Source organism: Epilithonimonas caeni DSM 17710 (assembly GCF_000426465.1).
GTDB classification, from domain to species: Bacteria; Bacteroidota; Bacteroidia; order Flavobacteriales; family Weeksellaceae; genus Epilithonimonas; species Epilithonimonas caeni.
This window is the reverse complement of sequence record NZ_AUFK01000020.1, coordinates 71539-96527: the sequence shown is the minus strand read 5'-3', so window position 1 is coordinate 96527 and position 24989 is coordinate 71539. Positions and strand designations below refer to the sequence as shown.

The 24989-nt window shown below is 39.0% G+C and carries 32 protein-coding genes; 16 read left to right on the top strand and 16 right to left on the bottom strand.

The features are described from left to right. Positions 1-6 precede the first annotated feature (6 nt). The 12 genes from K319_RS0114675 (at position 7) to K319_RS0114620 (ending at position 7771) form a co-directional block, all read left to right on the top strand. Entirely contained in the window at positions 7-441 is a 435-nt protein-coding gene (locus K319_RS0114675) for a hypothetical protein (protein ID WP_027384275.1), read from the top strand. A gap of 17 nt (positions 442-458) precedes the next feature. Next, on the top strand, positions 459-743 hold the full coding sequence (locus K319_RS0114670; protein WP_027384274.1) for a hypothetical protein: 285 nt from the start codon (positions 459-461) through the stop codon (positions 741-743). Next, positions 730-2061 carry a conjugative transposon protein TraM gene (traM, locus tag K319_RS0114665; protein WP_027384273.1) on the top strand — a complete coding sequence of 444 codons (1332 nt, stop codon included), beginning with the start codon at positions 730-732 and terminating at the stop codon, positions 2059-2061. The genes K319_RS0114670 and traM overlap by 14 nt, the downstream gene beginning before the upstream one ends. 24 nt (positions 2062-2085) lie before the next feature. Beyond that, entirely contained in the window at positions 2086-2979 is an 894-nt protein-coding gene (gene traN / locus K319_RS0114660; RefSeq protein WP_027384272.1) for a conjugative transposon protein TraN, read from the top strand. 26 nt (positions 2980-3005) lie between these two features. Then, on the top strand, positions 3006-3566 hold the full coding sequence (locus K319_RS0114655) for a conjugal transfer protein TraO (RefSeq protein WP_027384271.1): 561 nt from the start codon (positions 3006-3008) through the stop codon (positions 3564-3566). Positions 3567-3579: 13 nt separating this feature from the next. Continuing rightward, the gene (locus tag K319_RS0114650) at positions 3580-4029 is read left to right on the top strand and encodes a DUF3872 domain-containing protein (RefSeq protein ID WP_027384270.1); all 450 of its coding nucleotides are present in this window, start codon (positions 3580-3582) and stop codon (positions 4027-4029) included. Between the two features lie 101 nt (positions 4030-4130). Continuing rightward, a complete protein-coding gene (locus tag K319_RS0114645; RefSeq protein ID WP_027384269.1) occupies positions 4131-4412 on the top strand; it encodes a hypothetical protein in 282 nt (93 codons plus the stop codon). 175 nt (positions 4413-4587) lie between these two features. Continuing rightward, entirely contained in the window at positions 4588-4899 is a 312-nt protein-coding gene (locus tag K319_RS0114640) for a helix-turn-helix domain-containing protein (RefSeq protein WP_027384268.1), read from the top strand. A 28-nt stretch (positions 4900-4927) separates the two neighbouring features. Then, positions 4928-5173, top strand: coding sequence for a helix-turn-helix domain-containing protein (locus K319_RS0114635; RefSeq protein ID WP_449401661.1), 246 nt, complete (start codon positions 4928-4930; stop codon positions 5171-5173). Positions 5174-5451: 278 nt separating this feature from the next. Further along, positions 5452-5718, top strand: a complete 267-nt coding sequence (locus K319_RS0114630; protein WP_027384266.1) for a hypothetical protein — start codon at positions 5452-5454, stop codon at positions 5716-5718. Further along, a complete protein-coding gene (locus K319_RS20550; protein WP_051230722.1) occupies positions 5715-6152 on the top strand; it encodes a response regulator in 438 nt (145 codons plus the stop codon). The genes K319_RS0114630 and K319_RS20550 overlap by 4 nt, the downstream gene beginning before the upstream one ends. Positions 6153-6694: 542 nt before the next feature. Then, positions 6695-7771, top strand: a complete 1077-nt coding sequence (locus K319_RS0114620; RefSeq protein ID WP_027384265.1) for an IS110 family RNA-guided transposase — start codon at positions 6695-6697, stop codon at positions 7769-7771. Positions 7772-7968: 197 nt separating this feature from the next. Here the strand turns inward: K319_RS0114620 and K319_RS0114615 are convergent, their stop codons facing one another. The 16 genes from K319_RS0114615 to K319_RS0114540 all read right to left on the bottom strand — a co-directional run bounded on the left by K319_RS0114615 (position 7969) and on the right by K319_RS0114540 (position 20310). Beyond that, positions 7969-9504: a SulP family inorganic anion transporter gene (locus tag K319_RS0114615; RefSeq protein ID WP_027384264.1), complete on the bottom strand. Its 1536-nt coding sequence runs from the start codon at positions 9502-9504 to the stop codon at positions 7969-7971. 476 nt (positions 9505-9980) lie between these two features. Then, positions 9981-10790 carry a PRTRC system ThiF family protein gene (locus K319_RS0114610; RefSeq protein ID WP_027384263.1) on the bottom strand — a complete coding sequence of 270 codons (810 nt, stop codon included), beginning with the start codon at positions 10788-10790 and terminating at the stop codon, positions 9981-9983. Continuing rightward, on the bottom strand, positions 10790-11515 hold the full coding sequence (locus tag K319_RS0114605) for a PRTRC system protein B (RefSeq protein WP_027384262.1): 726 nt from the start codon (positions 11513-11515) through the stop codon (positions 10790-10792). Before K319_RS0114605 ends, K319_RS0114610 begins: the two co-directional genes overlap by 1 nt. A 10-nt stretch (positions 11516-11525) precedes the next feature. Next, on the bottom strand, positions 11526-12680 hold the full coding sequence (locus K319_RS0114600; protein WP_027384261.1) for a hypothetical protein: 1155 nt from the start codon (positions 12678-12680) through the stop codon (positions 11526-11528). A gap of 17 nt (positions 12681-12697) precedes the next feature. Beyond that, entirely contained in the window at positions 12698-12916 is a 219-nt protein-coding gene (locus K319_RS0114595; RefSeq protein WP_019976352.1) for a PRTRC system protein C, read from the bottom strand. Between the two features lie 18 nt (positions 12917-12934). Continuing rightward, on the bottom strand, positions 12935-13546 hold the full coding sequence (locus tag K319_RS0114590; protein WP_027384260.1) for a PRTRC system protein E: 612 nt from the start codon (positions 13544-13546) through the stop codon (positions 12935-12937). 12 nt (positions 13547-13558) lie between these two features. Next, positions 13559-13897: a hypothetical protein gene (locus tag K319_RS0114585; protein WP_027384259.1), complete on the bottom strand. Its 339-nt coding sequence runs from the start codon at positions 13895-13897 to the stop codon at positions 13559-13561. Continuing rightward, entirely contained in the window at positions 13894-14337 is a 444-nt protein-coding gene (locus tag K319_RS0114580; protein WP_027384258.1) for a hypothetical protein, read from the bottom strand. Before K319_RS0114580 ends, K319_RS0114585 begins: the two co-directional genes overlap by 4 nt. Next, on the bottom strand, positions 14321-14836 hold the full coding sequence (locus tag K319_RS0114575; RefSeq protein ID WP_027384257.1) for a DUF1281 family ferredoxin-like fold protein: 516 nt from the start codon (positions 14834-14836) through the stop codon (positions 14321-14323). Before K319_RS0114575 ends, K319_RS0114580 begins: the two co-directional genes overlap by 17 nt. Before the next feature lie 19 nt (positions 14837-14855). Next, positions 14856-15239, bottom strand: coding sequence for a hypothetical protein (locus K319_RS21790; protein ID WP_235696115.1), 384 nt, complete (start codon positions 15237-15239; stop codon positions 14856-14858). A 52-nt stretch (positions 15240-15291) separates the two neighbouring features. Then, entirely contained in the window at positions 15292-16365 is a 1074-nt protein-coding gene (locus tag K319_RS0114565; protein WP_027384255.1) for a DUF932 domain-containing protein, read from the bottom strand. 43 nt (positions 16366-16408) lie between these two features. Beyond that, a complete protein-coding gene (locus K319_RS0114560; protein ID WP_027384254.1) occupies positions 16409-16801 on the bottom strand; it encodes a single-stranded DNA-binding protein in 393 nt (130 codons plus the stop codon). A gap of 436 nt (positions 16802-17237) precedes the next feature. Beyond that, positions 17238-18563 carry a site-specific integrase gene (locus tag K319_RS20545; RefSeq protein ID WP_235696114.1) on the bottom strand — a complete coding sequence of 442 codons (1326 nt, stop codon included), beginning with the start codon at positions 18561-18563 and terminating at the stop codon, positions 17238-17240. Between the two features lie 368 nt (positions 18564-18931). Continuing rightward, positions 18932-19426: a Smr/MutS family protein gene (locus K319_RS0114550; RefSeq protein ID WP_027384253.1), complete on the bottom strand. Its 495-nt coding sequence runs from the start codon at positions 19424-19426 to the stop codon at positions 18932-18934. A gap of 68 nt (positions 19427-19494) precedes the next feature. Then, positions 19495-19989, bottom strand: a complete 495-nt coding sequence (locus K319_RS0114545) for a metallophosphoesterase family protein (protein WP_027384252.1) — start codon at positions 19987-19989, stop codon at positions 19495-19497. A gap of 18 nt (positions 19990-20007) precedes the next feature. After that, positions 20008-20310, bottom strand: a complete 303-nt coding sequence (locus tag K319_RS0114540) for a hypothetical protein (RefSeq protein ID WP_027384251.1) — start codon at positions 20308-20310, stop codon at positions 20008-20010. 82 nt (positions 20311-20392) lie between these two features. On the opposite strand from K319_RS0114540, the gene truA reads away from it, so the two are divergent. The 4 genes from truA (at position 20393) to K319_RS0114520 (ending at position 24938) form a co-directional block, all read left to right on the top strand. Continuing rightward, positions 20393-21121: a tRNA pseudouridine(38-40) synthase TruA gene (gene truA, locus K319_RS0114535; RefSeq protein WP_034671883.1), complete on the top strand. Its 729-nt coding sequence runs from the start codon at positions 20393-20395 to the stop codon at positions 21119-21121. A gap of 113 nt (positions 21122-21234) precedes the next feature. Continuing rightward, a complete protein-coding gene (locus K319_RS0114530; RefSeq protein ID WP_027384249.1) occupies positions 21235-21822 on the top strand; it encodes a Crp/Fnr family transcriptional regulator in 588 nt (195 codons plus the stop codon). A 390-nt stretch (positions 21823-22212) separates the two neighbouring features. Continuing rightward, on the top strand, positions 22213-22980 hold the full coding sequence (locus tag K319_RS0114525) for an alpha/beta hydrolase (protein ID WP_027384248.1): 768 nt from the start codon (positions 22213-22215) through the stop codon (positions 22978-22980). 209 nt (positions 22981-23189) lie between these two features. Continuing rightward, entirely contained in the window at positions 23190-24938 is a 1749-nt protein-coding gene (locus tag K319_RS0114520) for an ABC transporter ATP-binding protein (RefSeq protein WP_027384247.1), read from the top strand. Positions 24939-24989: the final 51 nt, after the last annotated feature.

Sequence of the window (24989 nt, the reverse complement as noted above, 5' to 3'; positions counted from 1 at the left end):
ACGGATATGAAACAAGCACTTGATTTAGACACATTCGCAAAAACCCTGACCGATAAAGGGTACGACGGATATTTTCAAACGGAGGCGGCTTATGCCGACAAAATCAAATACAGCATCAGCAGGTTTTTAGAGGCTTGTAAAAACGGGATGGATAAACCGATGCTGCCTAATATCCTGATGCTGACAACCTATCTGCAATGGAATGGCGATGACAAGCCAAAGGTTGAGTGTAATATGTGGGTAAAGTATGAAGACGGTCTTTTTGATGTACAGAAAATGAATATTGAAAGGATAGACCAGTACGGGCAATTATTGAAGCAATCCAAACTGACAGACCTCTCCACCAATTCGGTTCCGACAAGAAAGGAAGCCATTGCCCAGGTGTCAGACAAGCCTAAACAACAGGTGTCGCCCCGGAACAGGCAGTTTAGAATGCGATAACCGAAAATCATTCAGATATGAAAAAAATAAGAGCAACTATGGATAGGTATTTCGATACGCTCGACGAGCGTTGGCGGGCATTGCCAGTGCGCAAACAGCATCAATATACCCTGTACTTTTTTGTGGGTTATCTCTTGCTGACCGCAGGGGTTATCGGCAAAGTGGTGTACGATACGGGTAAGCCTAACGATGCTATCCACATCAGGCATATCGAGAACCCTATCCTAAAAAGTGAAAATCCTGCAAGGTTGCAGGATAGTGTATCAACAATTTTAAAAAATAGGATTTATGAAAGAAAATGAAAAAAGGGTCAGCTTTCTCGTTGAGGGGGAAGGCCAAAACGGTGCATCAAACCTGCCCGATAGCAATAAGAGCAATAAGGAAAAGCTCAAAAAGCCCTTAATCTTCGGCTTGATGGCGGTTGTCTTCCTTGGTTGTATGTACCTCATATTTAAACCATCCGAAGATAAAAAGGCAATCGAAAACGTAGGGCTGAACGATGCCGTGCCGCAGGCTACCGGCGCAGGAATGCCCGACGACAAAAGCAAGGCGTATGAGCAGGAAATGCTCGAACGTAAAGAGCAGGAAAAGCGCAACGCCTTAGCCACGCTTTCCGACTACTGGAATACTGAAGACAAGGAAGAGCCGACCGATGAGCCGCTTCCTGAAGAAGAGGAAGACTACGGATTTGGCGGTGGCAGAAATTCCGGCAGGAACGGCAATGCAGGATTGAACAGCTACCGCAATATGCAAAGCACATTGGGTTCATTCTATCAGGACGACAATTCGGAAGCAACGGAACTCCGCAGGCAGGTGGACGAACTGAAAGCAAAGTTATCGGAAAGAGAAGTGCCACCTGTGGCAACGGTTGATGACCAATTGAAGCTAATGGAGAAATCTTACGAAATGGCTGCTAAGTATTTGCCGCAAAATTCCAATAACGGGAATGCAGTACCTGCCAGCGGTGCAAACCCGGCGGCTGCGGGTGCAAATCAGAAAGAGCATTTTGTATCGTTCACGCCCACAAGAAAGAACACCGTATCTGCCTTGTACCGTGAACCATCAGACAGTGCCTTTGCAGCCGACTGGAGCCAAACCAAAAACAGGGGCTTTTATACCGCAGGATCTACCGAACAGGTTGTGCAGCCTAAGAACAGTATCAAAGCCTGTGTACACGATGCGCAAACGGTAGTGGGCGAAGCGGGTGTACGTTTACGATTGTTAGAGCCTGCCCAAACGCTGCAACGTACTATACCAAAGGGTACGGTTGTAACGGCTAATGCCAAATTTCAGAATGGCAGGCTGCAACTAAAAGTTACCTCGATAGAACTGGAGGGCAATATCATCCCAGTAGATATTACCATTTACGATCTGGACGGACAGCAGGGCTTGTACGTTCCGTATTCACCCGAAATGAACGCCCTTACCGAAATGGCTGGCAATATGAGCCAGACAGGAGGAACCAGTGTAATGCTTACGCAGAATGCCGGTCAGCAGGTTGCTGCAGACCTTAGCCGTGGTGTGGTGCAGGGTATTTCGGGCTATTTCGCCAAAAAAGTAAGAACACCAAAAGTTACACTAAAAGCAGGACATCAGGTCTTTCTTGTGTCAAAAAAATAATGTTGAACTCAAATAAATAGAAAAATGAAAAATCATTTAAAAACCTTTTGGGCATTTGCCCTGATACTCGGCTTTGCCATACAATCTTATGCACAGGACAGCATCAGAACTCCGCTTGTATTAGGCAAGATAGAACCTTACCATATGGAGGTTACCTACGATAAAACTTCGCATTTGATTTTCCCGACTGCCATTCGATATGTGGATTTGGGAAGTGAGTACCTGATAGCAGGTAAAGCTGAAGATGCAGAAAATGTATTGCGTGTAAAAGCATCGGTAAGGGACTTTGAAACAGAAACCAATTTTTCCGTGATTACCAATGACGGGCGTTTTTACAGCTTTAATGTGTATTACAGTGGGTATCCTGAAGTGATGAGCTATGACCTGCTGACAATGCAAAAGGCAGTAGACAAAGCCAACGGAAACGATGTACTTTTTGAAGAATTGGGCAACAATTCTCCCTCATTGGCTGGCTTGCTTTTGGAAACCATTTACAAAAAAGACAAGCGTATTGTAAAGCATATCGGAGCTAAAAGCTTCGGTATCCAGTTTATCCTCAAAGGTATTTACATCCACAACGGCAAATACTATTTCCATACGGAATTAAGAAATAAAACCAATGTGCCGTTTCAAATTGATTTTGTCAATTTCAAGGTAGTGGACAAAAAAGTAGCCAAGCGTACCGTAGTACAGGAACGCCCAATGATACCGCTTCGTACTTACAAGCCATTGGATGAGATTGGTGGAAAATTAACTGAGCAAAACGTGTTCCTGTTAGACCAGTTTACCATTGCTGATGACAAGGTTCTGTTGATTGAGATTTTCGAGAAGAACGGAGGCAGACATCAAACGCTTCAGGTGGAAAATTCCGACTTAATCAAAGCTCGTTTGATAAACGATATGCACCTGAAATTTTAATAACCTTTTAAAACAATATTAATAAAATGAAAAAGTATATCTATACTGTGATGCTACTCTTTGTGGCCATCACGGTTACACAGGCACAAAGGATGCTGCCTAAGCAGAAAGGATTGGAAGTAAGCACAGGCATACTATCCGATGATAAAATCGGTAACGATTATTATATCAGTCTTGCTATGACCGTAAACGGCAAAAACGGCAATTACCAGCTTTGGGCATTAGAATATACCCACCAATACCACAACTACAAAGACGTCCGTATACCGCAGGAAACTTATACCGCAGAGGGCGGCTACAGCTTTTTCCTGCTGGGTGATACCCGAAAAAACATCACGCTGAATTTTGGCATAATAGGCGTCGTGGGTTATGAAAATATAAATCGTGGCGAAACAATTTTGTATGACGGAGCAAAGATATTGAGCGAGGACAATTTCATTTACGGAGCTGGCGGACGGCTCACATTTGAAACGTACCTGTCAGACCGTTTTGTACTTGTCCTGCAAGGGCGTACAAAGGTTCTTTGGGGTACGGATCTGGAACAGTTCCGACCGTCCGCAGGTCTGGGATTAAGGTTTAACTTTTAAAACGTAAAAAACGATGATAGCAATATTCAATAAATTCAGAATAGGATTACTGCCGATATATCTACTCTTAGCAATCCTCACAACTTCGGTTTCTTTGGTATCTTGTAGCAAAGATGATGAACTCGAAATTCGAAAAGATTTTCCTTTCGAGGTTAATGTGATGCCAGTACCCAAAGACGTTGCCAACGGGCAGACGGTAGAAATACGCATTACCATACAGCGTACAGGCAATTACAGCAATACGCAATACTACCTGCGCTATTTCCAGTTTGACGGGCAAGGTACATTGCGCTACTATGATGAACCGCCATACTTGCCGAATGATCTCTACCAGTTGCCTACGGAGCAGTTCAGGTTGTACTACACATCAACGTCTGCCGTATCACAGTCCTTTGATGTTTGGATTTCGGACAGCTTCGGGAACGAAAAGCAAATAAGTTTCCAGTTTAACAATACGGATTAAGCGCAAAAGAAGTCCTGCCGATAAAGCAGGATTTCTTTTTTGGAGGTTGTCTAAGCGAAAATTTTCGTAAATTTAAAAAGTAGATTTAAAGTGTTTTTGTTATGGTCGCATCATTGGTAATAGGGATAATATTTTTGGTTGCAGGTTTGGGTCTTCGTTACTGGATTAACCGCAGAAAGTTTTACAGGCGCAGCCCTATGGGTGGCGAAGGCTTCTCTTCTTATGAAAGTTCTGTCTTCATTAAATTTATTGAAAGGGTGGGCAAATGGGTAGCCTATGCATTTATTATATACGGACTGTTATCAATATGGGTGTATTCCCGTGAAAAAAAAGATAAGGAGAAACAAGCGGTACAAACCGAACAACCAGCACAACGCAAATAAGTATTATACTATACAGTTTGAAAGGAAATCGGATAGCTCAAAAGGTTATCCGATTTTTTGTTAAGACGGGATAGTAACCCGCCAAACACTACCTTTTAAAGCCAAACACTGCAACATTCTGCAATGCTGCATTAAGCCTATATAAATTCGACTTCCACAGCAAAATTGAGCAAATATGGAAGTTATCGCAATACAAAAATCCGTACTGGACGGAATGAAAAATGAGCTAAAGGAACTTTTGGAACTGACCGAAAATGCCACGCAGAAATATACACACATTTTTAAAGAAGAGAAGTGGCTCGATAACCAGGAAGTGTGCTTGATGATGAACATTACCAAAAGGACTTTGCAGACCTATAAGGACAAGGGCTTGCTGCCTTACTCCAAACTGAACCGCAAGAACTATTATAAAATCTCGGATGTACAGGCTTTGCTAGAAGCCGGACAGCCGTACAAAACTGTTGAAAATGGATTTATTCACGAATGACAACGAAGAAATCATTGCCCACAAGGAAATGATAGCACAGCTACGAAACCGTATTGAAAGTATTTTGAAAAATTACCGTCCTGTAATGAGCGGGGAAATATATTTGTCGGGCGAAGATGTGTGCAAGTTGCTTCATATCAGCAAACGTACTTTGCAGCAATACAGGGACGACAATACCCTGCCGTATATACAGATAGGCGGTAAGATTATTTACAAGGAAAGCGATATTCTGACGATACTGGAGCAGAACTATAACTTCCATAAAACAAATTGAATGAAACCTTTTTTTCAGATATGCTGTCAAAAAGGAATGAGTTTAGTATCTTTGTTTAGAGAAAATATAGAAAATACTTAAAGTGTTTTTGCTTTAAGTCCCACATTGAAAACTGGTAATTTTTAGACAACGGGACAAATAAGTAAGAACGCTCACGTCAAAAGGCGTGGGCGCTCACTTATTCGTTGTCGGGCATACCAGTGCCTCAATGTGCGGTAAGTGTAGTTAGCCTACGCTCTTTTTTTGCGCAGGCTACCACAACCTTAAACATTAAGATTATGGACAGCAAAGACAATTTTTACCCCGATTTTGACCAGCCTGCATCGCAATTATCAGCTTTCTCTCTCTGCATAGACGTTTTTATTATATCTCTCAAGAATGGGGAAATTGTACGTTTTAAACCTAACAAAATAGCACACTTTAAAGAATGGCTTTGCCGTTTCAATATCAGGGATATTGCCGTTAACGACGGCTTATATTCTCCGTATAAAGAGGCTAACTTATCTAAACCCGGATTTTTTAAACTATTTAAAAGAAGAAGATGAATATAGAACCAACAATTAAGGTAGCATTTATAGATGACCACGACCTGCTAAGAAAAGGCATTTGTGAGTTCCTGAGAGGCTACGGTTTTGAAGTGTTATTTGAAGCTGAAAACGGTAAGTCTGCAATCGACAAAATCGCTCTTTTTAAGTATATTCCTGACCTTTGTATCGTTGATGTGAGTATGCCTGTTATGAATGGTTTTGAAACCACAAAAAGGTTACTGGAAATATACCCTCAATTAAAGATACTGGCATTCAGTGTCAATGATGATAAAAAGGACGTAATTAAAATGCTCGAATGCGGTGCTATCGGCTACGTTCTTAAAGGAGCCGACCCTGACGAATTAAAAAAGGCAGTTGAAGTTATCTATAACGGTGGGCAATACTTTAGTGCAGGTGTTGCCGAAATTGCGCAGGACTATTACAAAAATTAGTTTTATTTAAAGGTGGTTTTTTCTCAATGAATAAGGCTGACCTCCAATTATCACTTCCGGCAAAAGTATCATCGCACTCTGCCAGTTTTTGTAGGGCCGCTTTAGTATTTCTTGGAGTTTTAAAATACTGTTTTCAATTGTCTACTATTGGTTAAAACTAAAATTAAAAATATTCCAAATACAAAAATGGGATAATGAAACCCCAGGCAATTTGTCGCAATATCTCGCAATCTGTTTTGATGTAAATGTAGGTTAAGAGGGGTGTATGTAGCGGTACGTTTTGGCAACGGTGTTGCACCGATTTAATGATAATAGTGGAAAATATATGTTTTAATAAGCGACGTTCTTTTGCTTCTCCTATGTTTGTACAATATAATCTAAGTGAAGAAGGGCGAGAGCAGATTTTGCTTTAAATAGCCTTATGGTATATTCAAGAAAAGAGACTGCCTCCCCTTCTTTAACCTTTTAGAATCTGAACAGAATGTAAGGAATTTGCTCAGTATAATGAGTCTTATAGCCAGTATATCCAGTCAGGAGAAAAGATGAAGAAAGGTTATCACTTACCTAAACCAGATAAGATGAAGGTATTATTAAAGCAGACAGTAGGAATTGATGTTGCACAAAATGAATTAGTTGTATCGCTTGGTAAAATGGATGAGCAGATCAACATAGAAGTTTATGACTACAAAGTATTTCCCAATACTAAAAAAGGATTTTCAAGCCTTGTATCATGGGTAAATAAGCAGACTTCAAATACAACAGAGGTACGGTACGTAATGGAAGCAACAGGAGTGTACCATGAATCCTTGGCATATTATTTATGTAGTATTCAAAAACAAGTCAGTATCATTTTACCAAACAAAATCAGTAATTATGCGAAAACACTTGATATAAAAACCATAACTGATAAGAGTGCTTCACAAGCCATTGCGAGATTTGGTTTGGAAAGGAAGTTGGAAGTTTGGCTACCTCCTTTAAAAATATTTAATGATCTGAGACAGCTTTGTCGGGAACGTGAGCAGTTGGTACATGAGAGAACAATGTTAAAAAATCAACTACATGCAGAACGTACTTCTGCAACATCAAGTGAAAACTCAGTGCAACGAACTAAAAAAAGAATTGCTCTTATTGATTTACAGGAAAAAGAGATAAGGGAGGAAATTGCTATACTTATCAAAGGAGATCAAACTCTAGTGGAAAAGATCAAAATGGTATCTTCTATTCCCGGAATTGGAAATCTAACTGCTGTAACGATTATAGCAGAAACCAACGGATTTGAGTTAATAAAGAATAAAAGACAGTTGGTCAGTTATGCAGGATTAGATGTAAGAGAAAAGACATCTGGAACCTCAGTGAAATCCAAACCTCGAATCTCCAAGCGGGGTAATAGGAATATAAGAAAGGTAATGCACTTTCCAGCATTAGCTGCAATTAGGACTGATGAAAGGTTCAGAGATATTTTCTTAAGAATAGTTTCAAGGCATGGTATCAAAATGAAGGCTATAGTTGCCATCCAAAGAAAACTGCTAGAATTGACTTTTATATTATGGAAAAACAATTCTTATTATAATTCAGAACACCAGTATCAAATCATTCCTTTTCAGGAAGTAGCGATGTAAATAAGGAGAAGCTTAATTCTCTATCGATAATTTGTTTAAGAGGTTGGCTTTAGCTTATAACCCCCTAACCTTTTTGGATTTATTTAAATCTAATATTTAAACTTAGTTTAGAATTAAAAGGCTGAAATGCATAAAAAAACATCGAAAACCATAGAAAAAATCTTATAGCTTTCGATGTAAACTTATTTATACCAATGTTACTTATTAGTCATTACTTTGTAGGTAGGATCTTCGATAATATTCACATCAATAACTGTTTCAGCATTTTTAAGTAATTGCCTACAATCTTGACTTAAATGACGTAAATGTAGTCTTTTACCTTCCTTGTGATACTTCTCTGTAATTTTATTTAGGGCTTCAATGGCAGACATATCTACTACTTTACTTTCTTTAAAATCAATTACTACCTCGTTCGGATCGCTTACAACATCAAATTTTTCTATAAATGCAGTAGTAGAACCAAAGAAGAGCGGACCAAAAATTTCGTAATGTTTTACACCATCTTCATCTACATATTTTCTTGCACGGATACGTTTGGCACTTTCCCAGGCAAACACCAGGGCTGAGATAACCACACCTATTAAAACCGCCAAAGCTAAGTTGTGTAATAATACGGTGATAACTGCTACAAGCATACCAATAAAAATGTCGTGTCGAGGCATTTTATTGATAATACGGAAACTTACCCATTCAAAGGTTCCTATAGCTACCATCATCATTACACCGACTAAGGCAGCCATAGGTATTTGTTCGATTACAGGGCCTGCCACTAAAATGATCAATAAGATCGCAAGCGCTCCCACTATTGCAGAAAGTCGGGCTCTTCCTCCAGCTCCGATATTAACCAATGTTTGAGCAACCATTGCACATCCACCCATTCCTCCAAAGAAGCCATTTGTGATATTGGCTATGCCCTGTGCGGCAGCCTCACGGTTGGATTGTCCTTTTGTACCGGTTATTTCATCAACCATATTCAGTGTTAATAAGCTTTCAATCAGTCCAACACCTGCCATTACTAAGGCATACGGGAAAATAATTTTCAGGGTTTCCAGATTAAATGGAATTCCCGGAATATGAAATGATGGTAGTGAACCACCTACAGAAGCTATATCAATTACTTTTTTAGTATCGATGCCGAAAAAGTATACGATAGCGAATACAACTATTATCGCAACTAAGGACGCAGGAACAGCCTTGGTAAACTTAGGTAATATAAATACAATTGCTATGGTTAACAATGTCAATCCTACCATTAAATAGAGTGCAGAACCCTGCATCCAACCTTCAATCCCGTTTTCTACGACTTTAAATTGAGCTACCTGTGCCATGAAAATGATTACTGCAAGACCGTTCAAAAAACCATACATTACCGGTTGTGGGATTAAACGCACAAATTTACCAAGTTTGAAAACTCCTACTAAAAATTGCATTATACCTGCCATTATAACAGCGGCAAAAAGATATTCCACCCCATGTGATGCTGCCAGTGCAATAAGCACGACAACAGTCGCTCCGGCACCTCCGGAAACCATTCCGGGTCTGCCTCCTAGGATTGCGGTTACAATACCCATTAAAAAAGCTGCATATAGACCTGTTAATGGTGAGAGACCAGCTAAAATAGCAAACGATAAAGACTCTGGGATCATGGTCATAGCTACTGCCAGACCTGCAAGAATTTCATTCTTGTAATTAATTTTCTGTCTGAAATCAAACAGATTAATAACTTTCTGCATAAAAGATTATGTTTAATATGAAAAATGTAAATAAAAAAGAGGGTGTACCAAAGTAAAACCTTTGGGTACCATAAAAAAGCCAATAAATTAAAATTGGAAAAAACAACAGTTTAGCCTACGCTCAGGGCGGAGTAACTTGGGATGATATTTGTACTGTTCTTTTCATTGAGTGGTGCAAAAGTACAATTTATAATTATTTTATACAATTTAATACAAAATAAATCTAAAAATATTTGTTTTATAACACAGAATCTTTTCTTTGGTCGCTGTGTGAAAAGAAAAGAAGTCATTACCAAAAACAACGAAAGGGATAAAGAATATCCCACGAGAATAATGTCGCAACCTGTTTGGTAAAATGTAGAGAGAGGGAATTGTGTAGAGGTGCATTTTGACAAAGTGGTTGCACCTTTTTAAATGCGAAAAGGCGGTTCCGACCAACGGAAGGATGCGTCTTTTCGCCGCCCGACCTTTTGGGGTCAGGCAACTTTTAGGGGTTGGGTGTGGAAATTTTTCAGATTAAGAAAAAATCCCCTGTTTTCAGTCATTCCGTAGCGGAACATATTCCACAACAGCGAACACCCTATTTGAGCCAATGTAGCATTGATATATAAATCCTGCTTTTCCAATGCTTCTGCCAAACTACAACTTGGCGTATCGTCTGTTTGTTCGGACTGTTTCAGCAGTTCGCCAAATTCATCCGTAACCATTGGCAGGCTTGCCACCGCTTCATACTTTTCAGAGTCGGGTTGTTTGATACTTCCGATGGTAGATAGTATCACTTGCCCTGTATGTTGGCTGTTCCCAAAATCCAACCAATATTTGGGTTCATCACGGTTGGCTCTGCGTTGTTTACTCATTGTTTTGAGCATTTCTGCAATATCAAACCTTGTCTTTACATTATCCACACAAGAAATATAAATCGTTGACTTTGCATTTTCAGGCAATCCGCCCAACGCATTGCGTTCAAACTTTTGAGTTTCTGCTTTCCAATTTGTTCCCATAAACCGATTGACACGGTTTATAAGTGCTACCGATTTGTACAATCCTGTTTCACTCGGTGCAAATCGCTGTCTGCCCAAATTGGCTTCCGTAATAATATCATCATCCCACAAACGCACCTGCAATCCTGCGTGTCCCAATTCTGTTAGACTGTGGCTCATTTCCATTAAAGCAGTCAGCACCTTTGAGCCTGTACCACCTGCACCAATCAAATTAACTTCAATCGGGTTTGTCGGACTTATCAAATAATTGTCCGTAAAATGAACGGCTGTTTTTACTGTTTCCATCACAATAGATTTTTAAGGGTTTTGTTATACGGTTTTAATACTTCTTTTGGAAAGGTTTTATCTGTATTTACAAGGTCTTTCCATACTTGTACGCAATCGCCTTTTATGGGATTGTGTTTGCCCAACAAATGGCTGAAATAGGAATTGAAAAAATAGTGTTCCCAAGCCTGTATAAATTCTTCTACTGATGCGGATTTCTTTATATCTATGCTTACCGTTCCCATACAAACTTTACCGTCTTCATAGATATTGAAAAACGGAGCATAATGCAGTTTGGTCTTATCGGTTGGTCTTCGGTCACTTAAAAGAGCATATACGGTAAGACTGTTTTTACTTGCTTTCCAAAGCATTGACGGTACATAGGCTTTACCGTTGGAAATTTTCAGACCGTCCACAAAAAACAACTGCCTTTGCTGTGCTTTGGTGTACCAGATTACCGTACCTTTTTCCGCACTCGGATTAAGATGCAAAATGTTTGTCGGCAAAATTCCGCTTGGTTTTAAAAAGGCTTTGTCTTTGTCCTTTTCGGTGTGGAGTGCCTTTGCCAATACGTTTGCTTCCTTTATGGTCAAAGGGTGGGCATTGATGGGGTTTCCGTTTTTATCCATATCAAAATGCTCTACATACACATCGGTTGTCTGTCCTTTGGTTTCGTAGAATACCAAAGCCGATTTGGGGTGGTATAATGTGCCAAAGTCCTGTGTTATATCGTTTATCGTTTCCATATTCTTGCATTTAACATTGATGTAAAATATCGCTTAGGCTGTGTAATAATTGAAATAACCTGTTTTCAAAACAAAGATTGTTGGCGGTTATATCCCTGCCGTCAAACTGTTTCAGTATAATAGGTTCTTCCATTTGTCCGTATTCCTGTATATCGGTGTTTACAGATTCTATCAAGGTTTCATTAAGCCAACCTTTGTGGTCTGCGTAAAATGAAATGTATTTTTCCATTCCGATAATGTTGTCCATATCTTCTTCAGATGCTTCTCCATTGGGTTTGGCATTGCGGAATACATTTTCATTCGGATAGGTATGATATAGTGCAAAGGCTTCTTTTGCTACCGCTAAACATTCGCTGTCAAAATCGTTTCTTACTTTGAACTTTTCAATACGTTGTTCAAATACGGTCAGATTGATACGGTTGTAAATCCGTTGCTCAATAAAGTCGCCTATAAATTCGGCTTGTTTGATTTCTGATAAATAAACTTCGGTTTCTTCCGTATAATCGTCCTGTTCAACCCAATCGTTCATCATTTCGTACATCCAATAGAGATAGCTTGCTTCCTGCCTGTAATACGGAATGTCGGCTATATGGTACAGATAAGCACACACGGACAATAATAGGTGTGCGTTGGCTTTTCGCTTTTTATCGTGCAAAAGGCGGTACAATGGCGAAACAGGAATGTAAAAAAGTGTTGCTCCTGTATTGTAGCGTTCTTCAATTACGAAATAGGTTTTCTTACTGTCCTGTACCAAACGGATTTCTTCCCAATCCAAAACCTTGCTCTTTAACTTTTCCTCTACATCAGTCATCGCCAATGCCATATTGTAGGGATAGGCAAATTGTTTGGTCTGTGCAGGTTCAATATTGTAATGTTCTGCCAATTTAGAAAGGGACTGAAAAAAATCCCTTTCCGTTTTGTCCGATTTCCTGCAAGCCTGTACGGTTTTCGTTTCTTTTAGTTTAGGCAGAAACGAACATTTTAAAAAACCATTGGCAACATCGCTGTTGGTACTGATTTGCGTTTGTCTTTCCGTACTTCGTTTGCGTCCTTTGGCTTTTGCATCCAATTGGCGAACTCGTTTAACTGGCGGTGCAATTGTCGTTGCCGTTGCTGTTCGGGTATTGTGATAGTTCCCGATAGGATATGTTTGTGCATAGTTCATCGCTTTAATTATTTGGTTTAACCTTTCGTTCCCATTACGCTCTCAAATCTGTACTCTACTGCATCATCCTTTATCTGTGGTGCAGATGCTTTTGCAGTGGTCAGAATGGGGTACATATTGGCATAAAAATTCATTACGGCTTCCACGCTCCAACGTGGTTCGGGGTCGGTCAGTCTGATATCCTGTCCTTTGTCTTTGAGTATAAACACTCGTTCCAATTGCGTTGCTAATAACATAATGCCTGTATTTAATGGTTAATACTCGTTTTCTTCTTCGTCCGTTTCATCTATGGGATAATCGGCTGTAACTTCTTCCGCTTTTGGCGGTTCGGGTGTTGCTTCTTCCATTGCTCCGAAAAGGCTCGGTGTGGCGAACTTGTTTGATAATTCCGTTTTGCGTTTGCGTATCTCGTCCGCTTTTTCGGGAAACTCGGTGATGTCGGGTACTTTCATCCACGCTTCACGGTGTTTGCCCTCTTTCTCCAATTCGTCAGCCTTTGCCATTCCGTCTTTAAACTTCTTGTCTTTGGCTTCTTTTTCCTTTTTGGCTTTCTCGGTCTTTTCTTTCTCCATTGCCGATTGCTTTTTGACTTCGTCCATTTGTTTTAGGAATTTTTCCATATCCACCATTACGCCTGAAACGGTTTTAACAGGTGCTTTTATCTGCTCAAAAAATCCCTCGTCAAATTCCTGTGGTGTGGCGTTAAACGTCAATGGGGGAATGAGGTTTTTGGCACTATCTCTGCATTGTTCGTTTTGGAGCAGTACCGATACAATAAGGTTGCTTTCTGCTCCTTTGGAAATGTTGAGTTGCAATACTCCTGTAAAGTCCAAAGCTTGTATCTGATTGAAAAAATTTGCGTTCATCGTTCTGAAATTTTAATTGTTGATAATTGTTTTTACATACTCGTTATATCGCTCCGTTATATCCTTTCCCTTTCTGAAATTGTCTTTTGAATAGCTATAATGCTCCTCGAAAAACTTTACTTCTTTTGTAGTTAGGTCAATGGTGTAGCGGTAGTCTGCATTTATCCGTCTTTCATCCATCGTGCAATGCTCTGATAGTAAATACATTTCCTTTTCGATGTCGTCAAGCGAAAGAAGTGGCAATAACAGATGCTCTACGATGTAGCCCTGTTCGGGTGCGGAACTGCTATCGGCAACGCATATAATGGATTTGCCATTGCTCAATTTGATATGGAGATTTGAACGTGTCATAATGTTTGAATTAATGGGATTAATGGAAATTCCTCTGTCCAAAATTCTTCGCTCGTGTGCTTTCCGTAGGCTTTATACATTGCTGTGCCTGTCTTATATAGTACAAGCCTGTAACAGTCCAAGCGATTTTCGGGTACGGATAATGTTTGGAGTTCTTCTTTGTCAATATCCACGTATGCCATAGGCTTACTTTCAAGCCATTTGTATAAATCGGGGTTGTCGTCCTCGTCAGCCGTATAAAAATCTACTGCCGTATCGTAATAGTTCAGTGATTGTAAGAAGTAATCTTCTGCAAACGGCCTAACCATTTCAAGCCGTTTTTGCTGTTCTTTTTTCCAATCTTCGGTAATGTGGATAATGGCAAAATTGCAATTGTCCCATTCGCTGTTGGTTCCTGCTTTGAGCAGTACGTACGCTGTTGGTTTATCTGATAATTTCATCGTTCTGAATGTTAGTGTTGGTAAATTGATTTTCGATTTTACGTTCCAATAAGGTTTCTAAAATTTCGTACTCGCTGTCGTACTCTTCGCCCTCAAAATGGTAGGTGTCAGTTTCTTCGTCAAACTCGAACTGTTCAAAATCTTCGTACTCCAAAAAAACATCTGTGAGTAGCTCGTCAGCAAATGTTGCCCTGCCACATACACAGTTACCCAATTCCAGATAGTCCTGTGTGAAGTTCACGTTATAGTGTTCTGCTATCTTTTGTACTTCTACAATATTGGGCGACCATTTTGTTTCATATTGGAATACGCCTGTAACATCATCGTTTTGATAGATTTCAAAGAAATAACCACCGTTATGCTCCGAAACAAATTCGGGTAACTGTCCGCATTCTTCTGTCTGTTCCTTTTCAGCCATTGATTTGAATAGCTGTTGTATCTGTTCGATTGCTTCGGGTTCTCCCTCGAAAACAACCGTATTACTGCACCAATTAGCCATAATCGTTTATTGTTTAAGGTTATGAATGTGATTTTTCAGCCGTATAAACGCCATTCACATAGTAGCCGAATGATTGCTCCCAAAGGCGTATTAAACCGTTCGTGTCTATGTAGAAATACTCTGTACGATTGCAGTAGATAATATGTACTGTTTCGTCCTTGTGCTTCTTTTCAAGGCTCTTGCCTTTAGCCAATTCTTTTGCTTCCTCTATGGTTTTTGCTTTCATATCCTGCTGTCTTGTATCGTTAAAAATTTCTACTATATTCACAATGGCACATTCGGGACAACCCTCTGCGGTTGTGATTTGCTGTATCGCTCCCTGTTTACCGCTTAGTGATATTACTCTGAGCATTGTTGTACCTGTGTCGTGCTTCAGCGTTGCTTCATATATTTCTATTGTCATAACTATTGTTTATAGTAGGCTACCGCCGATTAAGGTGGTAGCCTGTTGTTATCTAATTAAGGTTTAGGATTTCCGCACCATCCAAAGCAAAGGCGGTACACAATTCAAATGCTTTCTGCGTTTTCTGTTGAGCCGTTCCACCCAATACAATGCTCTGCAACTTGGCTTCGTCATCTTTGTAATTTCTTACGTTCTGATAGTAGCCTGTAACCGCATTGTATGCCCCGAACAAAGTCCCTTTGGTGGTGTCCATTTGCTGTGTGTCGCTTATCATCGCATAGGTAAAAGCATTATCAACCACGTTTTTGAATACGGTTGAAATTTCATCTTCCGCACCTTTGTTGATTAGCTCTAAAGTTTCCTTGTTCGGGCAAAGTGCCAATTGGATTAGCTTTCTTACTTCTCGGTCTGATACTTTTACCTTTGTCCAATTGTTGAAAATGTTCTCTAACTGGTTGCTCAACGTGTTGGCAAGTCCCATAATCTTGTGAGCGTTCTCAATACGCTGTTTTGCTCCCGAAGTATGTTTGATACGGACTACATTGGTCATATTGCGTAGTGAAGCGTTTAAGGTGTTTTGGCAAACGATACGGATAGGTGTAAACGCTGCGGTAATACTCCCGCTACCATCGTGCGAAGTGGTTAGGAAAATGTACTTTTCCGTAACATCATCGCCATTGCCTACACGGATATAGTCGGGCAGTTTCGCTGTGATAAAAATGCGTTCTCCGTTGCCCAATGCTCCTGCGGTTTCATAGAGAATACCCTCACCACCGCCTACAATAGCATCAAAAAAATTAAAGGCTTCTTTGTTTTGTACTATGTGGTAATCTTTACCGACTACTCCCAAAACTGCGTTATTGTCGGTGCGTATGTTGGCGAAATAGTTGGGTACTTCCAATTCGCTACTGCCTATCTCAATACCCTGTGCGGTTTCGATGATACCCGAACCTTTGGTAAACAGTGGGGATTTTACGACTTCGTAATCTAACCCTGCGTGTCGGATAGCTTCCTCACTCGTTGGGTATTGCTCCACGATTTGCCCTAAACCGTGCCACGCTTTTTGCTGTACTGAAAAAAAACTGTGCTTTCCTGTTTGCTCGTTGAAATTGATATTATGTGCCATTTTGATAAAATTTTGATGTTAAAAAATGATTGAATGTTCTTGATTAAAATGGGAGGTCGTCCTCTGTTCCCTGTGCTGTAAATCCGTTGCTTTCAGATTGTGCAGTAGGCTGTACGGTTTCGGTTCTTTTGATACCTCCGTGAAACTTGATGTTTGAGGTGTGGAAATTCAAACCTGCTTTCGGCTCTCCGTCTTTGCCTGTCCACGCTCTTGTGCTTACCCTGCCTGTGAGTTCTACCAAAGTGCCTTTAGTCAGTAGTGATGCTACCTTTGCAGATAGCCAATAGGCACAGTCGAAATAGGTTGTCTGCTCAATGCGTTCGCCCTGTTTGTTCTTGTAGCTTTCGTTGGTAGCTACTGAAAAGTTTACTACTTGTTTGTCCTGTGACGTTGTGCGTACTTCCGCATCTCTTGTCAGTCTTCCGATGATGTTCATAATCGTTCCTGTTTTAAAAGTTTTACATTTTGTTACGTTCGCTTTTCTCGTTTCCCGCCTCCCGTTGTGGTCTGCTCCGCTTCGCTTCGCATAATTTTTTCCAAAAGAAAAACCGGAAAAAAGAAAGCAGACTATCAAGGCGGTCAAGAGGAAAAGCCAAAAGGAAACGGAATAATTGGAGGGTACCTTTAGGGAGGAAACCGTTTATGCCGTAGTCTTTTGGCTGGGATTGTGCGTGGGGTGACCGCCGTACTTTGGCTGCCTTTTTACCGGTTGATTGTGGAAATATCTTTTCTTAATTCTTTTAAACTTTTATGGCATTAATGGCAGGCTTTGATAGCCTGTAACAGAGATTGGAGTAATGAAAAGTAGGGGCATAAAAAAAGCAGAACCGTTAAGTTCTGCTTCAATATGAAAATAAGGAATAGACTAAGTTTTAAACCAACACTTCTTCGGTATTGTAGATTTCATCTGTGTTTGCATATTCATTCAGCAATTCTATCTCTTCACTTTCCATTTGGATAAGAAACGCATCTTCCATAGCCTTAAACTTAGGCGAAACCAAATCCATATCCTTACTGATTTTTTGGCTTGTGATTTTAGCATAAATCTGCGTGGTGGAAATATTCTTATGACCCATCATTTTGCTAAGGCTTTCAAGTGGTACGCCCTCGGTCAAGAACATTGTAGCAAATGTATGACGGGCGGTGTGGAATGTAACTTTTTGTTCTGTAACAATGCCTGCCTCCTTTACAAGTTTACTGATATGCGTATTACAGGTCGCATTGGACGGCATTGGAAATACAAAATCATTTTTCGTAACGCCTCTATATTTCTCAATAATGCGTTTAGGGATTTCCAAAAGACGGACGTTGGAAGAAACATCTGATTTCTTCCTCCTGCTGATTATCCACTGGTGTCCGTCAAAGAACGATTGAATATTGCTCCATTTCAGTTTCTTAATATCAACATAAGAAAGCCCAGTAAAACAACTGAAAATAAAGAGTTCTTTTACAAGTTCATACCTGGACTTTGAAGGCTTTAAAAGTAATAAGGTTTCTACATCTTCTTTTAAAAGATAGCTCCTGTCGGTTTCCTCCATACTGATTTCGTAATCCTCAAACGGGTTATCACGTATCAGCCCCTTTTTGATAGCCAGTTCAGCCAAAGCAATAACTGGCATTGTATAAACCCAAACCGTATTATGGGTGCATTCCTTATCAATGCGGAGGAAGAAATCAAACTCTCGGATAAAATCGGAAGTAAGTTCCCTGAAAGCCATATCATCCCTATGGTAACGCTCCCTTATAAACTCACTAAGGTGGTTGTAAACCGTGTTGTACTTACTATAAGTGCTTTGGGAGCGTTTTCCCTTAGCGACCATTTTCTGAAATTCTTTGTTTTGTTCCCTGAATACTTTTAATACAGCATCCTCCATTACGCCAACGCCTAAAAAGGATAGCTTTACTTTCTGTGAAGTAGCAAAGCCCTCGTGCTTCAGCATATCTTCGTAAATCTTGTCGATACGTCCCCGTATGTTATCCAGTTTTTTATTAATGCTCAATGCCTGGGCACTCTTACCCTCAACTCTTCCAAATTTCAAATCCCAAATATTGGGGTTGATTTCTGACTTTGTTCCGAAAGTTTTAGGTACTCCGTCAATGGTAATACGTGCCATAATTGGCGCATTACCGTTCTTTTTCAGTTCGTTCTTTTTCAGGTAGAAAAGCAGCTTGAACGTGGATTTTTTTGCTTGCTCCATAACTCAAATGTTTAACGTTTAAAATTAAATTACATCGAGTTACAAGGCAATGTAGAAAAGGGTGCAAAAGACTGAAATATAATCAGTTAAACTATGTTGTTGCCGAAGTCAATCAGTAACGATTTAGTAACCTAACCTTGTCATTTTAAGCCCAAAACCTATCGGACACCGACTTCTGAACTTGGACTACTATTTTATAAAGCATTGTATAGCAACGGTTCTAACCGTTTTGCGTAATTTTGCTTTTATCTAATCTTTTTTATTAAAAATTTAAACGCAAATTCCGCAAAGATTTTTTTGTTCAATTCAATTTCTTAAAGGTACGCAAAGTCGTAAAACCTATCAAAGCAAAACAATATAATCTTAATTTATAAAAATTTGACTTCGACATTTCCGGATTGATGATAGAAAAATCCGTCACTATCATATTCGACATTAGTAAGGCCTTCCAAAACGTCATAAACCATTCTCTGCAGAACGCCATCACCAATCCCGTGGATAATCAACAGATTTTTAATGTGATTTTTTCTACAGAAATCAATGGTTTCCAAAAGTTTTTCTTTCTGAATTATCAATCTTTCAAAAGCATCATAATCGGAAGGATTTTTAACCAAGAAATTAAAATGAAGGTCTAATTTCAGTGGCGCTCTATTATGTTTTTTCGATACGATTTTTGAAGTTTCCTTTTTCCTTACGATAGGAGAATTCTGGTACAGATCGGAATCGATGATTGTTAATTTATCTTTAGAAAAATTATATGTAAAACCATGCTCATCTTCGATTTTTACCTGATTGCCCAAAATCGTCAGAATCTTTCCTTTTAGATCTTCATCAATGACTGAAACCAAATCTCCAATTTTCATAAATTTATATTATTGACCACCCCGTCAAAATTTTCCAAATTTTGCCACCCCTCCAAAGGAGGGGAATTTTACTTTGCTCCGAGTTCTATGATTTCCAAATCCTTAATTTCCTCTTTATTAATCGTGAAACGCATCATTGTTCTCACTTTGTGCCAGCCGGATCTTCCACAAGCGCCTGGATTAAGATGAAGAAGATTGTTCTTTTTGTCAAACATCGCTTTCAAGATATGAGAATGTCCGGAAATGAATAATTTCGGTTTTCTTTCTGCAATTTCTTTTTTTGCCAAAGGCGAATATCGTTCTGGATAACCGCCAATATGAATCATCAGAACATCCACATCTTCACATTGGAAGCTCAAAACCTCCGGGAAAATCGTCCTGATTTTAGCTTCGTCAATATTGCCATAAACGCCTCGAATTGGTTTTATTTTTTCGAGTTCTTCAATCACATTCATATTCCCGAAATCACCGCAATGCCAAACTTCATCGGCGTCTTTTGCATAATCGAGAATCCGGTCATCGATGTAGGAATGGGTGTCTGATAGAAGAAGAATACGTTTCATTAATAAAGTTTTAAACAATTAAAGTTGAAAAGTTATGCCATATTTAGAAAAATACCAGACTGCACCCGCAACCGAAAAACCTAACAATATTAATAAAATCAAAATCCAAAAAGCTGCTGTCTTGACGCCTTTTTTATACATCAGCACAAACGTGGACTGCAATACGATGAAAAGAATCAGCAATACAATAACATTCACAAAGATTTGAGTTTCTGTTAATTTCTGGCTGAAAAGAAAGACCGAAACCAAAACAAAAATGATGACCATTAGTTTTATAAATTCGGAAGGATTGGAAAGTTTGCTGGTTTTAAGTGGTTTCATTTTTTAATGAATTTTGAAATACGAAATTACGAATTAAGATTTTCTTTATAATTAAAAAAAAATCAGGAAATTTACAGCTGAAATGAGATATTTTATAGAGTTTTCTTACAACGGTTCAGCTTATTTTGGTTATCAGATCCAGCCCAAACAGATTTCTGTTCAGGAAGAATTGGAAAAAGCGTTGTCTACCATTCTTCGCGAACCCATCAAAACAACCGGAGCCGGAAGAACGGATACAGGTGTCCACGCCAAAAAAATGTTTGCCCATTTTGAAACTGAGCAAAATATAGATGAAAACTTAGTTTATAAACTCAATTCTTTTTTATCTGAAAATATTTCCATCAAAAGAATATTTGAAGTTCCTGCAGATTTGCACGCTCGATTCAGTGCGACTTACAGAACTTATGAATATTACATTTCTTTGGAAAAAAATCCGTTTTCGAAAGATTCTTCCTGGCAATATTGGCGTCAGAAACCATTGAATATCGACCTGATGAATGAATCCTGTAAAATCCTTTTCGAATATGATGATTTTACCAGTTTCGCCAAACTCCACACCAATAACAAAACCAATATCTGCAAAATCTACAAAGCAGAATGGGAACAAATTGGAAACCAACTGAAATTCACAATTTCTGCTGACCGATTCCTGAGAAATATGGTAAGAGCGATTGTCGGAACAATGGTTGAAGTTGGAAGCGGAAAGATCACACCAAACGATTTGAGAAAAATCATCGAGGATAAATTCCGGAATTCTGCCGGTGTTTCTGCGCCTTCCCAAGGACTTTTCCTGGTAGATGTTGGGTATTGAGTTTTAGTGTTTGAGAGTCGGAGAGTTTGAGAGTTTTTTATTGAGAAGTGAAATTATTTTTATAAATTTAACTGATTGATTTAAAACAAATAACCTTTTAAAATTTTAAACTAATGACCGAAATAGACAAGCTTGCATTCGCATTAAATCAATTTGCCGGACTTTCGGAAGAAGATTTCAAATTATCCTCCGATTTTTGGTTGCATAGAAATTATAAAAAAGGTGAATTCTACAACCTTCGAGGAAATGTCTGTACTTATCTCGGATTCATTGTAGATGGTGTTTTCCGGTCTTATACGATCAATGAAAAAGCGGGCGAGGAAAAGAACGTTTTTCTCTATTCTGCGAACGGATTTGTTGTACCTTTCAAAAGTTTTGTCAATCAGATTGCCTGCGATTATCATACCCAGGCAATGACTGATGCCTCTATTATTTTCATTCGTCATACGGATCTGCTTTCGTTGTATCAGAAATCGCATCAATGGGAAAAATTCGGACGATTGTTGGCTCAGGAAGCTTTCAATGTGACTATGACAAGAATCGAAGGTTTTCTCTTGAAATCTCCTGAAGAACGTTATCTCGACCTCATTAAGCAACATCCTGATATTTTCAATAATGTTCCTTTGTATCATATTTCGTCTTACTTAGGGATTCAAGGGCCGTCTCTTAGCCGGATTCGGAAAAGACTTTCTGGGAAATAACAATCAATCATTAATTTCCACAGGTTGCACCTACGGCTATTTATATTGAACTCTTCGAGTTCTTTGGATTTTACAATTTGTTTTGCAGGGAATCTCACGCAGCCCGAATTATCTCTAATTTTTTATTTGTTTTATTTGAATCGATGAATCTCGTTTCTCGATTTGAGCGGACTCTTCGAGAGCCTCAGAGTGACAAACGGGAACAGAAGGCGGATTAAGCTGCCCAAATAAATATCATATAATGAAACTCTCGCAGATTTTTCCGATTGAGCAGACAATTAATTACTTCATAAATAATTATTTTTCAAAATGATACGATTTTAACTTGGGTTAAAGTTTTCCTTGTTCAATCTTCTGAACTTTGTCTCATAATTTAAACATCAAAATATTATGAAAACAAAAACTATCGTATTGATTCACGGATTATTCGTTAACAATACAAGCTGGAACGAATGGAAAACTTATTTCGAAAACCAAGGTTATACGGTTCACACGCCTTCAAATCCGGGACACGAAGGAAATCCTATCGAATTGAAAAGAAACATTCCTTCCGAACTAAGAACTGTAAGCTTTGAACAGACCTTGAACAATCTCGTGAAATTCATTGACACGCTTCCAGAGAAACCTATTGTTGTAGGACATTCTTTCGGTGGATTATTGGTTCAAAAACTGATTGAACTTGATAAAGCTGTTGCTGGAGTTAGCATAGACGGCGCACCACCAAAAAATGTAATGGCGCCTTTTTCAACGATAAAAATCGTTTGGCCGGTTTTCAATTTCTTCAAAGGAAACAGCCCGTATCTTGGGACAAAAGATTGGTATCATCGTGCGTTTTTTAATAATTATTCCCGAGAAGAAAGTGACAAATTGTACGAAACTGTTGCTGCTCCGGAAAGCAGAAGACTGGCGAGAGACCCGCTTTTGAAATCGATTGGCAATGTTGATTTTAATAAAGCTCACAATCCGTTATTGTTCATTGGAGGTGCTAATGACGCTATTTTTCCGGCAGACTTTACCGCAAAAATCGCCAATTCTTACAAAGACAAAAACAGTACTCTGGATCTGAAAATCTTTGAAGGAAGAAGTCATTTTATCTGTGGTGAAAGAGGTTGGGAAGAAGTTGCCGGATATGTTTTGAATTGGATTGAGAAACAATAAATCTTATTCGTTTTGTCTATTAATAAATTTGGTTAATGGTCGGCGTTTCAATTTTTAAAGTCTTATTTTTGCAAAGATTTTTTTCGAGACTGAAAAACCTCCGGAATTCTAAGAATAAAAATGAAACACCTCTTTACCAAATTTGCTTTTAATTATAGTTTTATGATTAAAGGTGTTCCATCTGACCTTAGAAAAATTAATAGAAACAGATGAAACAACAAAATACCTGGGACATTATCAAGCGATTATTTTTAATCGGAATGAAATTTAGGTCGTGGTTTATTTTCACACTGATCATTTCAATTTTTCTCGCTATTGTTTCCACATACAGACCGATTCTTACCAAAAATGTAGTCGATATAGATATTGTTCAGCTAAAGGATAAAGCCCAGCTGATGAAGCACATTTATCTGCTGATCGGGTTGGTGATTGCTGAAACGGTTCTCAACTTTTTCCTGGTTTATTTCTCCAATTTCATTTCGCAAAATGTGATCAGAGACATCAGGGAAAGGCTTTATCATAAATTGATCTATTTCCGAACTGCATTTTTTGATAAAACTCCGATTGGTAGTTTGGTGACAAGAGCAGTTGGCGATGTTGAAACCATTGCAACAGTTTATACAGATGGATTTTTGATGGTCTTTGGAGATATCCTGAGAATCGTGATGGTTCTTTTCGCAATGTTTCAGGTGGATACACATCTGAGTATGATTTCGTTAGCGATTCTCCCGATAATGGTTGTGATTACGAGAGTTTTCCAGAAGAAACTGAAAGTCGCATTTGGTTCTGAAAGAAGCTGGACAGCAACACAAAACAGTTTTGTCCAGGAACGTTTGGCCGGGATGTCATTGATTCAGGTTTTTAACAGAGAAGAAGTTGAGTTTACAAAGTTTGACAAAATCAATATTGAGCTGAAAAAGGCCCTCCTGAAAACGGTTTTCATTTTCTCATTGTTTTTTCCTGTTGTTGAATTGATTTCGTCACTTTTCATTGGATTCATCTTATTTTACGGAGGATTTATCAAATCTACACCGGGCGTTATCATTGCTTTCATTCAGTTCATCAATATGCTGATTCGTCCTTTGAGACAGATTGCGGATAGATTCAACAATATCCAAAGAGGAATTGTTGGTGCAGAACGTGTTCTCGGCGTGATGGATGAAGACCAGGCAATGCCAAACAACGGAACAGTTGCTAAAGACCATTTTGACGGAAAAATTGAATTCGAGAAAGTTCATTTTGCTTACGATGAAAAACAGGAAGTTTTGAAAGGCATTGATTTCAAAGTGAATCCTGGCGAGACTGTTGCGATTGTCGGCGCGACAGGAGCTGGTAAATCGACAATCATAAGTCTGATTACAAGATTGTATGACATCAATTCCGGAAAGATAATGCTGGACGGTATTGATATCAGAGATTACGAATTGTACAATCTGAGAAGTCATATTGGAGTTGTGCTTCAGGACGTTTTCCTTTTCCACGGCAGTATTTTTGAAAACCTGACTCTGGGCGATGAGGATATTACACTCGAAAACATCAAAAAAGCGGCGAAAGAAATTGAGGTTGATGAATTTATCGAAAGGTTGCCCAACGGTTATGATTATGTGGTGAGTGAAAGAGGCTCTTCTATTTCCTTAGGTCAAAGGCAGTTATTATCATTTTTAAGAGCTTATCTGTCTGACCCTAAAATCCTGATTCTTGATGAAGCCACTTCTTCCATCGACCACGAAAGTGAGAAACTTATCCAGAGAGCAACGGAAAAAATCACGAAAAACAGAACCTCAATCATCATAGCACACAGACTTTCCACCATCGAAAAAGCTGACAAAATCATTGTAATGGATCACGGACTGATTGTGGAAGAAGGAACGCATCAGGAACTTCTGGCTAAGAACGGTTATTATTCTGTGCTTTATAAGGCTCAGGTTGTGAGCGAGGATGGAGAGAAGACGATTTAATTAATTTCAAATTTGATTAAGAATAAATTTGTAATTTTGATTAAAACCTAT

Bases quoted from the DNA above. Each gene is read 5' to 3' on its own strand.
- K319_RS0114675 (WP_027384275.1), top strand. From the start codon at position 7: ATGAAACAAGCACTTGATTTAGACACATTCGCAAAAACCCTGACCGAT.
- K319_RS0114670 (WP_027384274.1), top strand. From the start codon at position 459: ATGAAAAAAATAAGAGCAACTATGGATAGGTATTTCGATACGCTCGAC.
- traM (WP_027384273.1), top strand. From the start codon at position 730: ATGAAAGAAAATGAAAAAAGGGTCAGCTTTCTCGTTGAGGGGGAAGGC.
- traN (WP_027384272.1), top strand. From the start codon at position 2,086: ATGAAAAATCATTTAAAAACCTTTTGGGCATTTGCCCTGATACTCGGC.
- K319_RS0114655 (WP_027384271.1), top strand. From the start codon at position 3,006: ATGAAAAAGTATATCTATACTGTGATGCTACTCTTTGTGGCCATCACG.
- K319_RS0114650 (WP_027384270.1), top strand. From the start codon at position 3,580: ATGATAGCAATATTCAATAAATTCAGAATAGGATTACTGCCGATATAT.
- K319_RS0114645 (WP_027384269.1), top strand. From the start codon at position 4,131: ATGGTCGCATCATTGGTAATAGGGATAATATTTTTGGTTGCAGGTTTG.
- K319_RS0114640 (WP_027384268.1), top strand. From the start codon at position 4,588: ATGGAAGTTATCGCAATACAAAAATCCGTACTGGACGGAATGAAAAAT.
- K319_RS0114635 (WP_449401661.1), top strand. From the start codon at position 4,928: ATGATAGCACAGCTACGAAACCGTATTGAAAGTATTTTGAAAAATTAC.
- K319_RS0114630 (WP_027384266.1), top strand. From the start codon at position 5,452: ATGGACAGCAAAGACAATTTTTACCCCGATTTTGACCAGCCTGCATCG.
- K319_RS20550 (WP_051230722.1), top strand. From the start codon at position 5,715: ATGAATATAGAACCAACAATTAAGGTAGCATTTATAGATGACCACGAC.
- K319_RS0114620 (WP_027384265.1), top strand. From the start codon at position 6,695: ATGAAGAAAGGTTATCACTTACCTAAACCAGATAAGATGAAGGTATTA.
- K319_RS0114615 (WP_027384264.1), bottom strand. From the start codon at position 9,504: ATGCAGAAAGTTATTAATCTGTTTGATTTCAGACAGAAAATTAATTAC.
- K319_RS0114610 (WP_027384263.1), bottom strand. From the start codon at position 10,790: ATGGAAACAGTAAAAACAGCCGTTCATTTTACGGACAATTATTTGATA.
- K319_RS0114605 (WP_027384262.1), bottom strand. From the start codon at position 11,515: ATGGAAACGATAAACGATATAACACAGGACTTTGGCACATTATACCAC.
- K319_RS0114600 (WP_027384261.1), bottom strand. From the start codon at position 12,680: ATGAACTATGCACAAACATATCCTATCGGGAACTATCACAATACCCGA.
- K319_RS0114595 (WP_019976352.1), bottom strand. From the start codon at position 12,916: ATGTTATTAGCAACGCAATTGGAACGAGTGTTTATACTCAAAGACAAA.
- K319_RS0114590 (WP_027384260.1), bottom strand. From the start codon at position 13,546: ATGAACGCAAATTTTTTCAATCAGATACAAGCTTTGGACTTTACAGGA.
- K319_RS0114585 (WP_027384259.1), bottom strand. From the start codon at position 13,897: ATGACACGTTCAAATCTCCATATCAAATTGAGCAATGGCAAATCCATT.
- K319_RS0114580 (WP_027384258.1), bottom strand. From the start codon at position 14,337: ATGAAATTATCAGATAAACCAACAGCGTACGTACTGCTCAAAGCAGGA.
- K319_RS0114575 (WP_027384257.1), bottom strand. From the start codon at position 14,836: ATGGCTAATTGGTGCAGTAATACGGTTGTTTTCGAGGGAGAACCCGAA.
- K319_RS21790 (WP_235696115.1), bottom strand. From the start codon at position 15,239: ATGACAATAGAAATATATGAAGCAACGCTGAAGCACGACACAGGTACA.
- K319_RS0114565 (WP_027384255.1), bottom strand. From the start codon at position 16,365: ATGGCACATAATATCAATTTCAACGAGCAAACAGGAAAGCACAGTTTT.
- K319_RS0114560 (WP_027384254.1), bottom strand. From the start codon at position 16,801: ATGAACATCATCGGAAGACTGACAAGAGATGCGGAAGTACGCACAACG.
- K319_RS20545 (WP_235696114.1), bottom strand. From the start codon at position 18,563: ATGGAGCAAGCAAAAAAATCCACGTTCAAGCTGCTTTTCTACCTGAAA.
- K319_RS0114550 (WP_027384253.1), bottom strand. From the start codon at position 19,426: ATGAAAATTGGAGATTTGGTTTCAGTCATTGATGAAGATCTAAAAGGA.
- K319_RS0114545 (WP_027384252.1), bottom strand. From the start codon at position 19,989: ATGAAACGTATTCTTCTTCTATCAGACACCCATTCCTACATCGATGAC.
- K319_RS0114540 (WP_027384251.1), bottom strand. From the start codon at position 20,310: ATGAAACCACTTAAAACCAGCAAACTTTCCAATCCTTCCGAATTTATA.
- truA (WP_034671883.1), top strand. From the start codon at position 20,393: ATGAGATATTTTATAGAGTTTTCTTACAACGGTTCAGCTTATTTTGGT.
- K319_RS0114530 (WP_027384249.1), top strand. From the start codon at position 21,235: ATGACCGAAATAGACAAGCTTGCATTCGCATTAAATCAATTTGCCGGA.
- K319_RS0114525 (WP_027384248.1), top strand. From the start codon at position 22,213: ATGAAAACAAAAACTATCGTATTGATTCACGGATTATTCGTTAACAAT.
- K319_RS0114520 (WP_027384247.1), top strand. From the start codon at position 23,190: ATGAAACAACAAAATACCTGGGACATTATCAAGCGATTATTTTTAATC.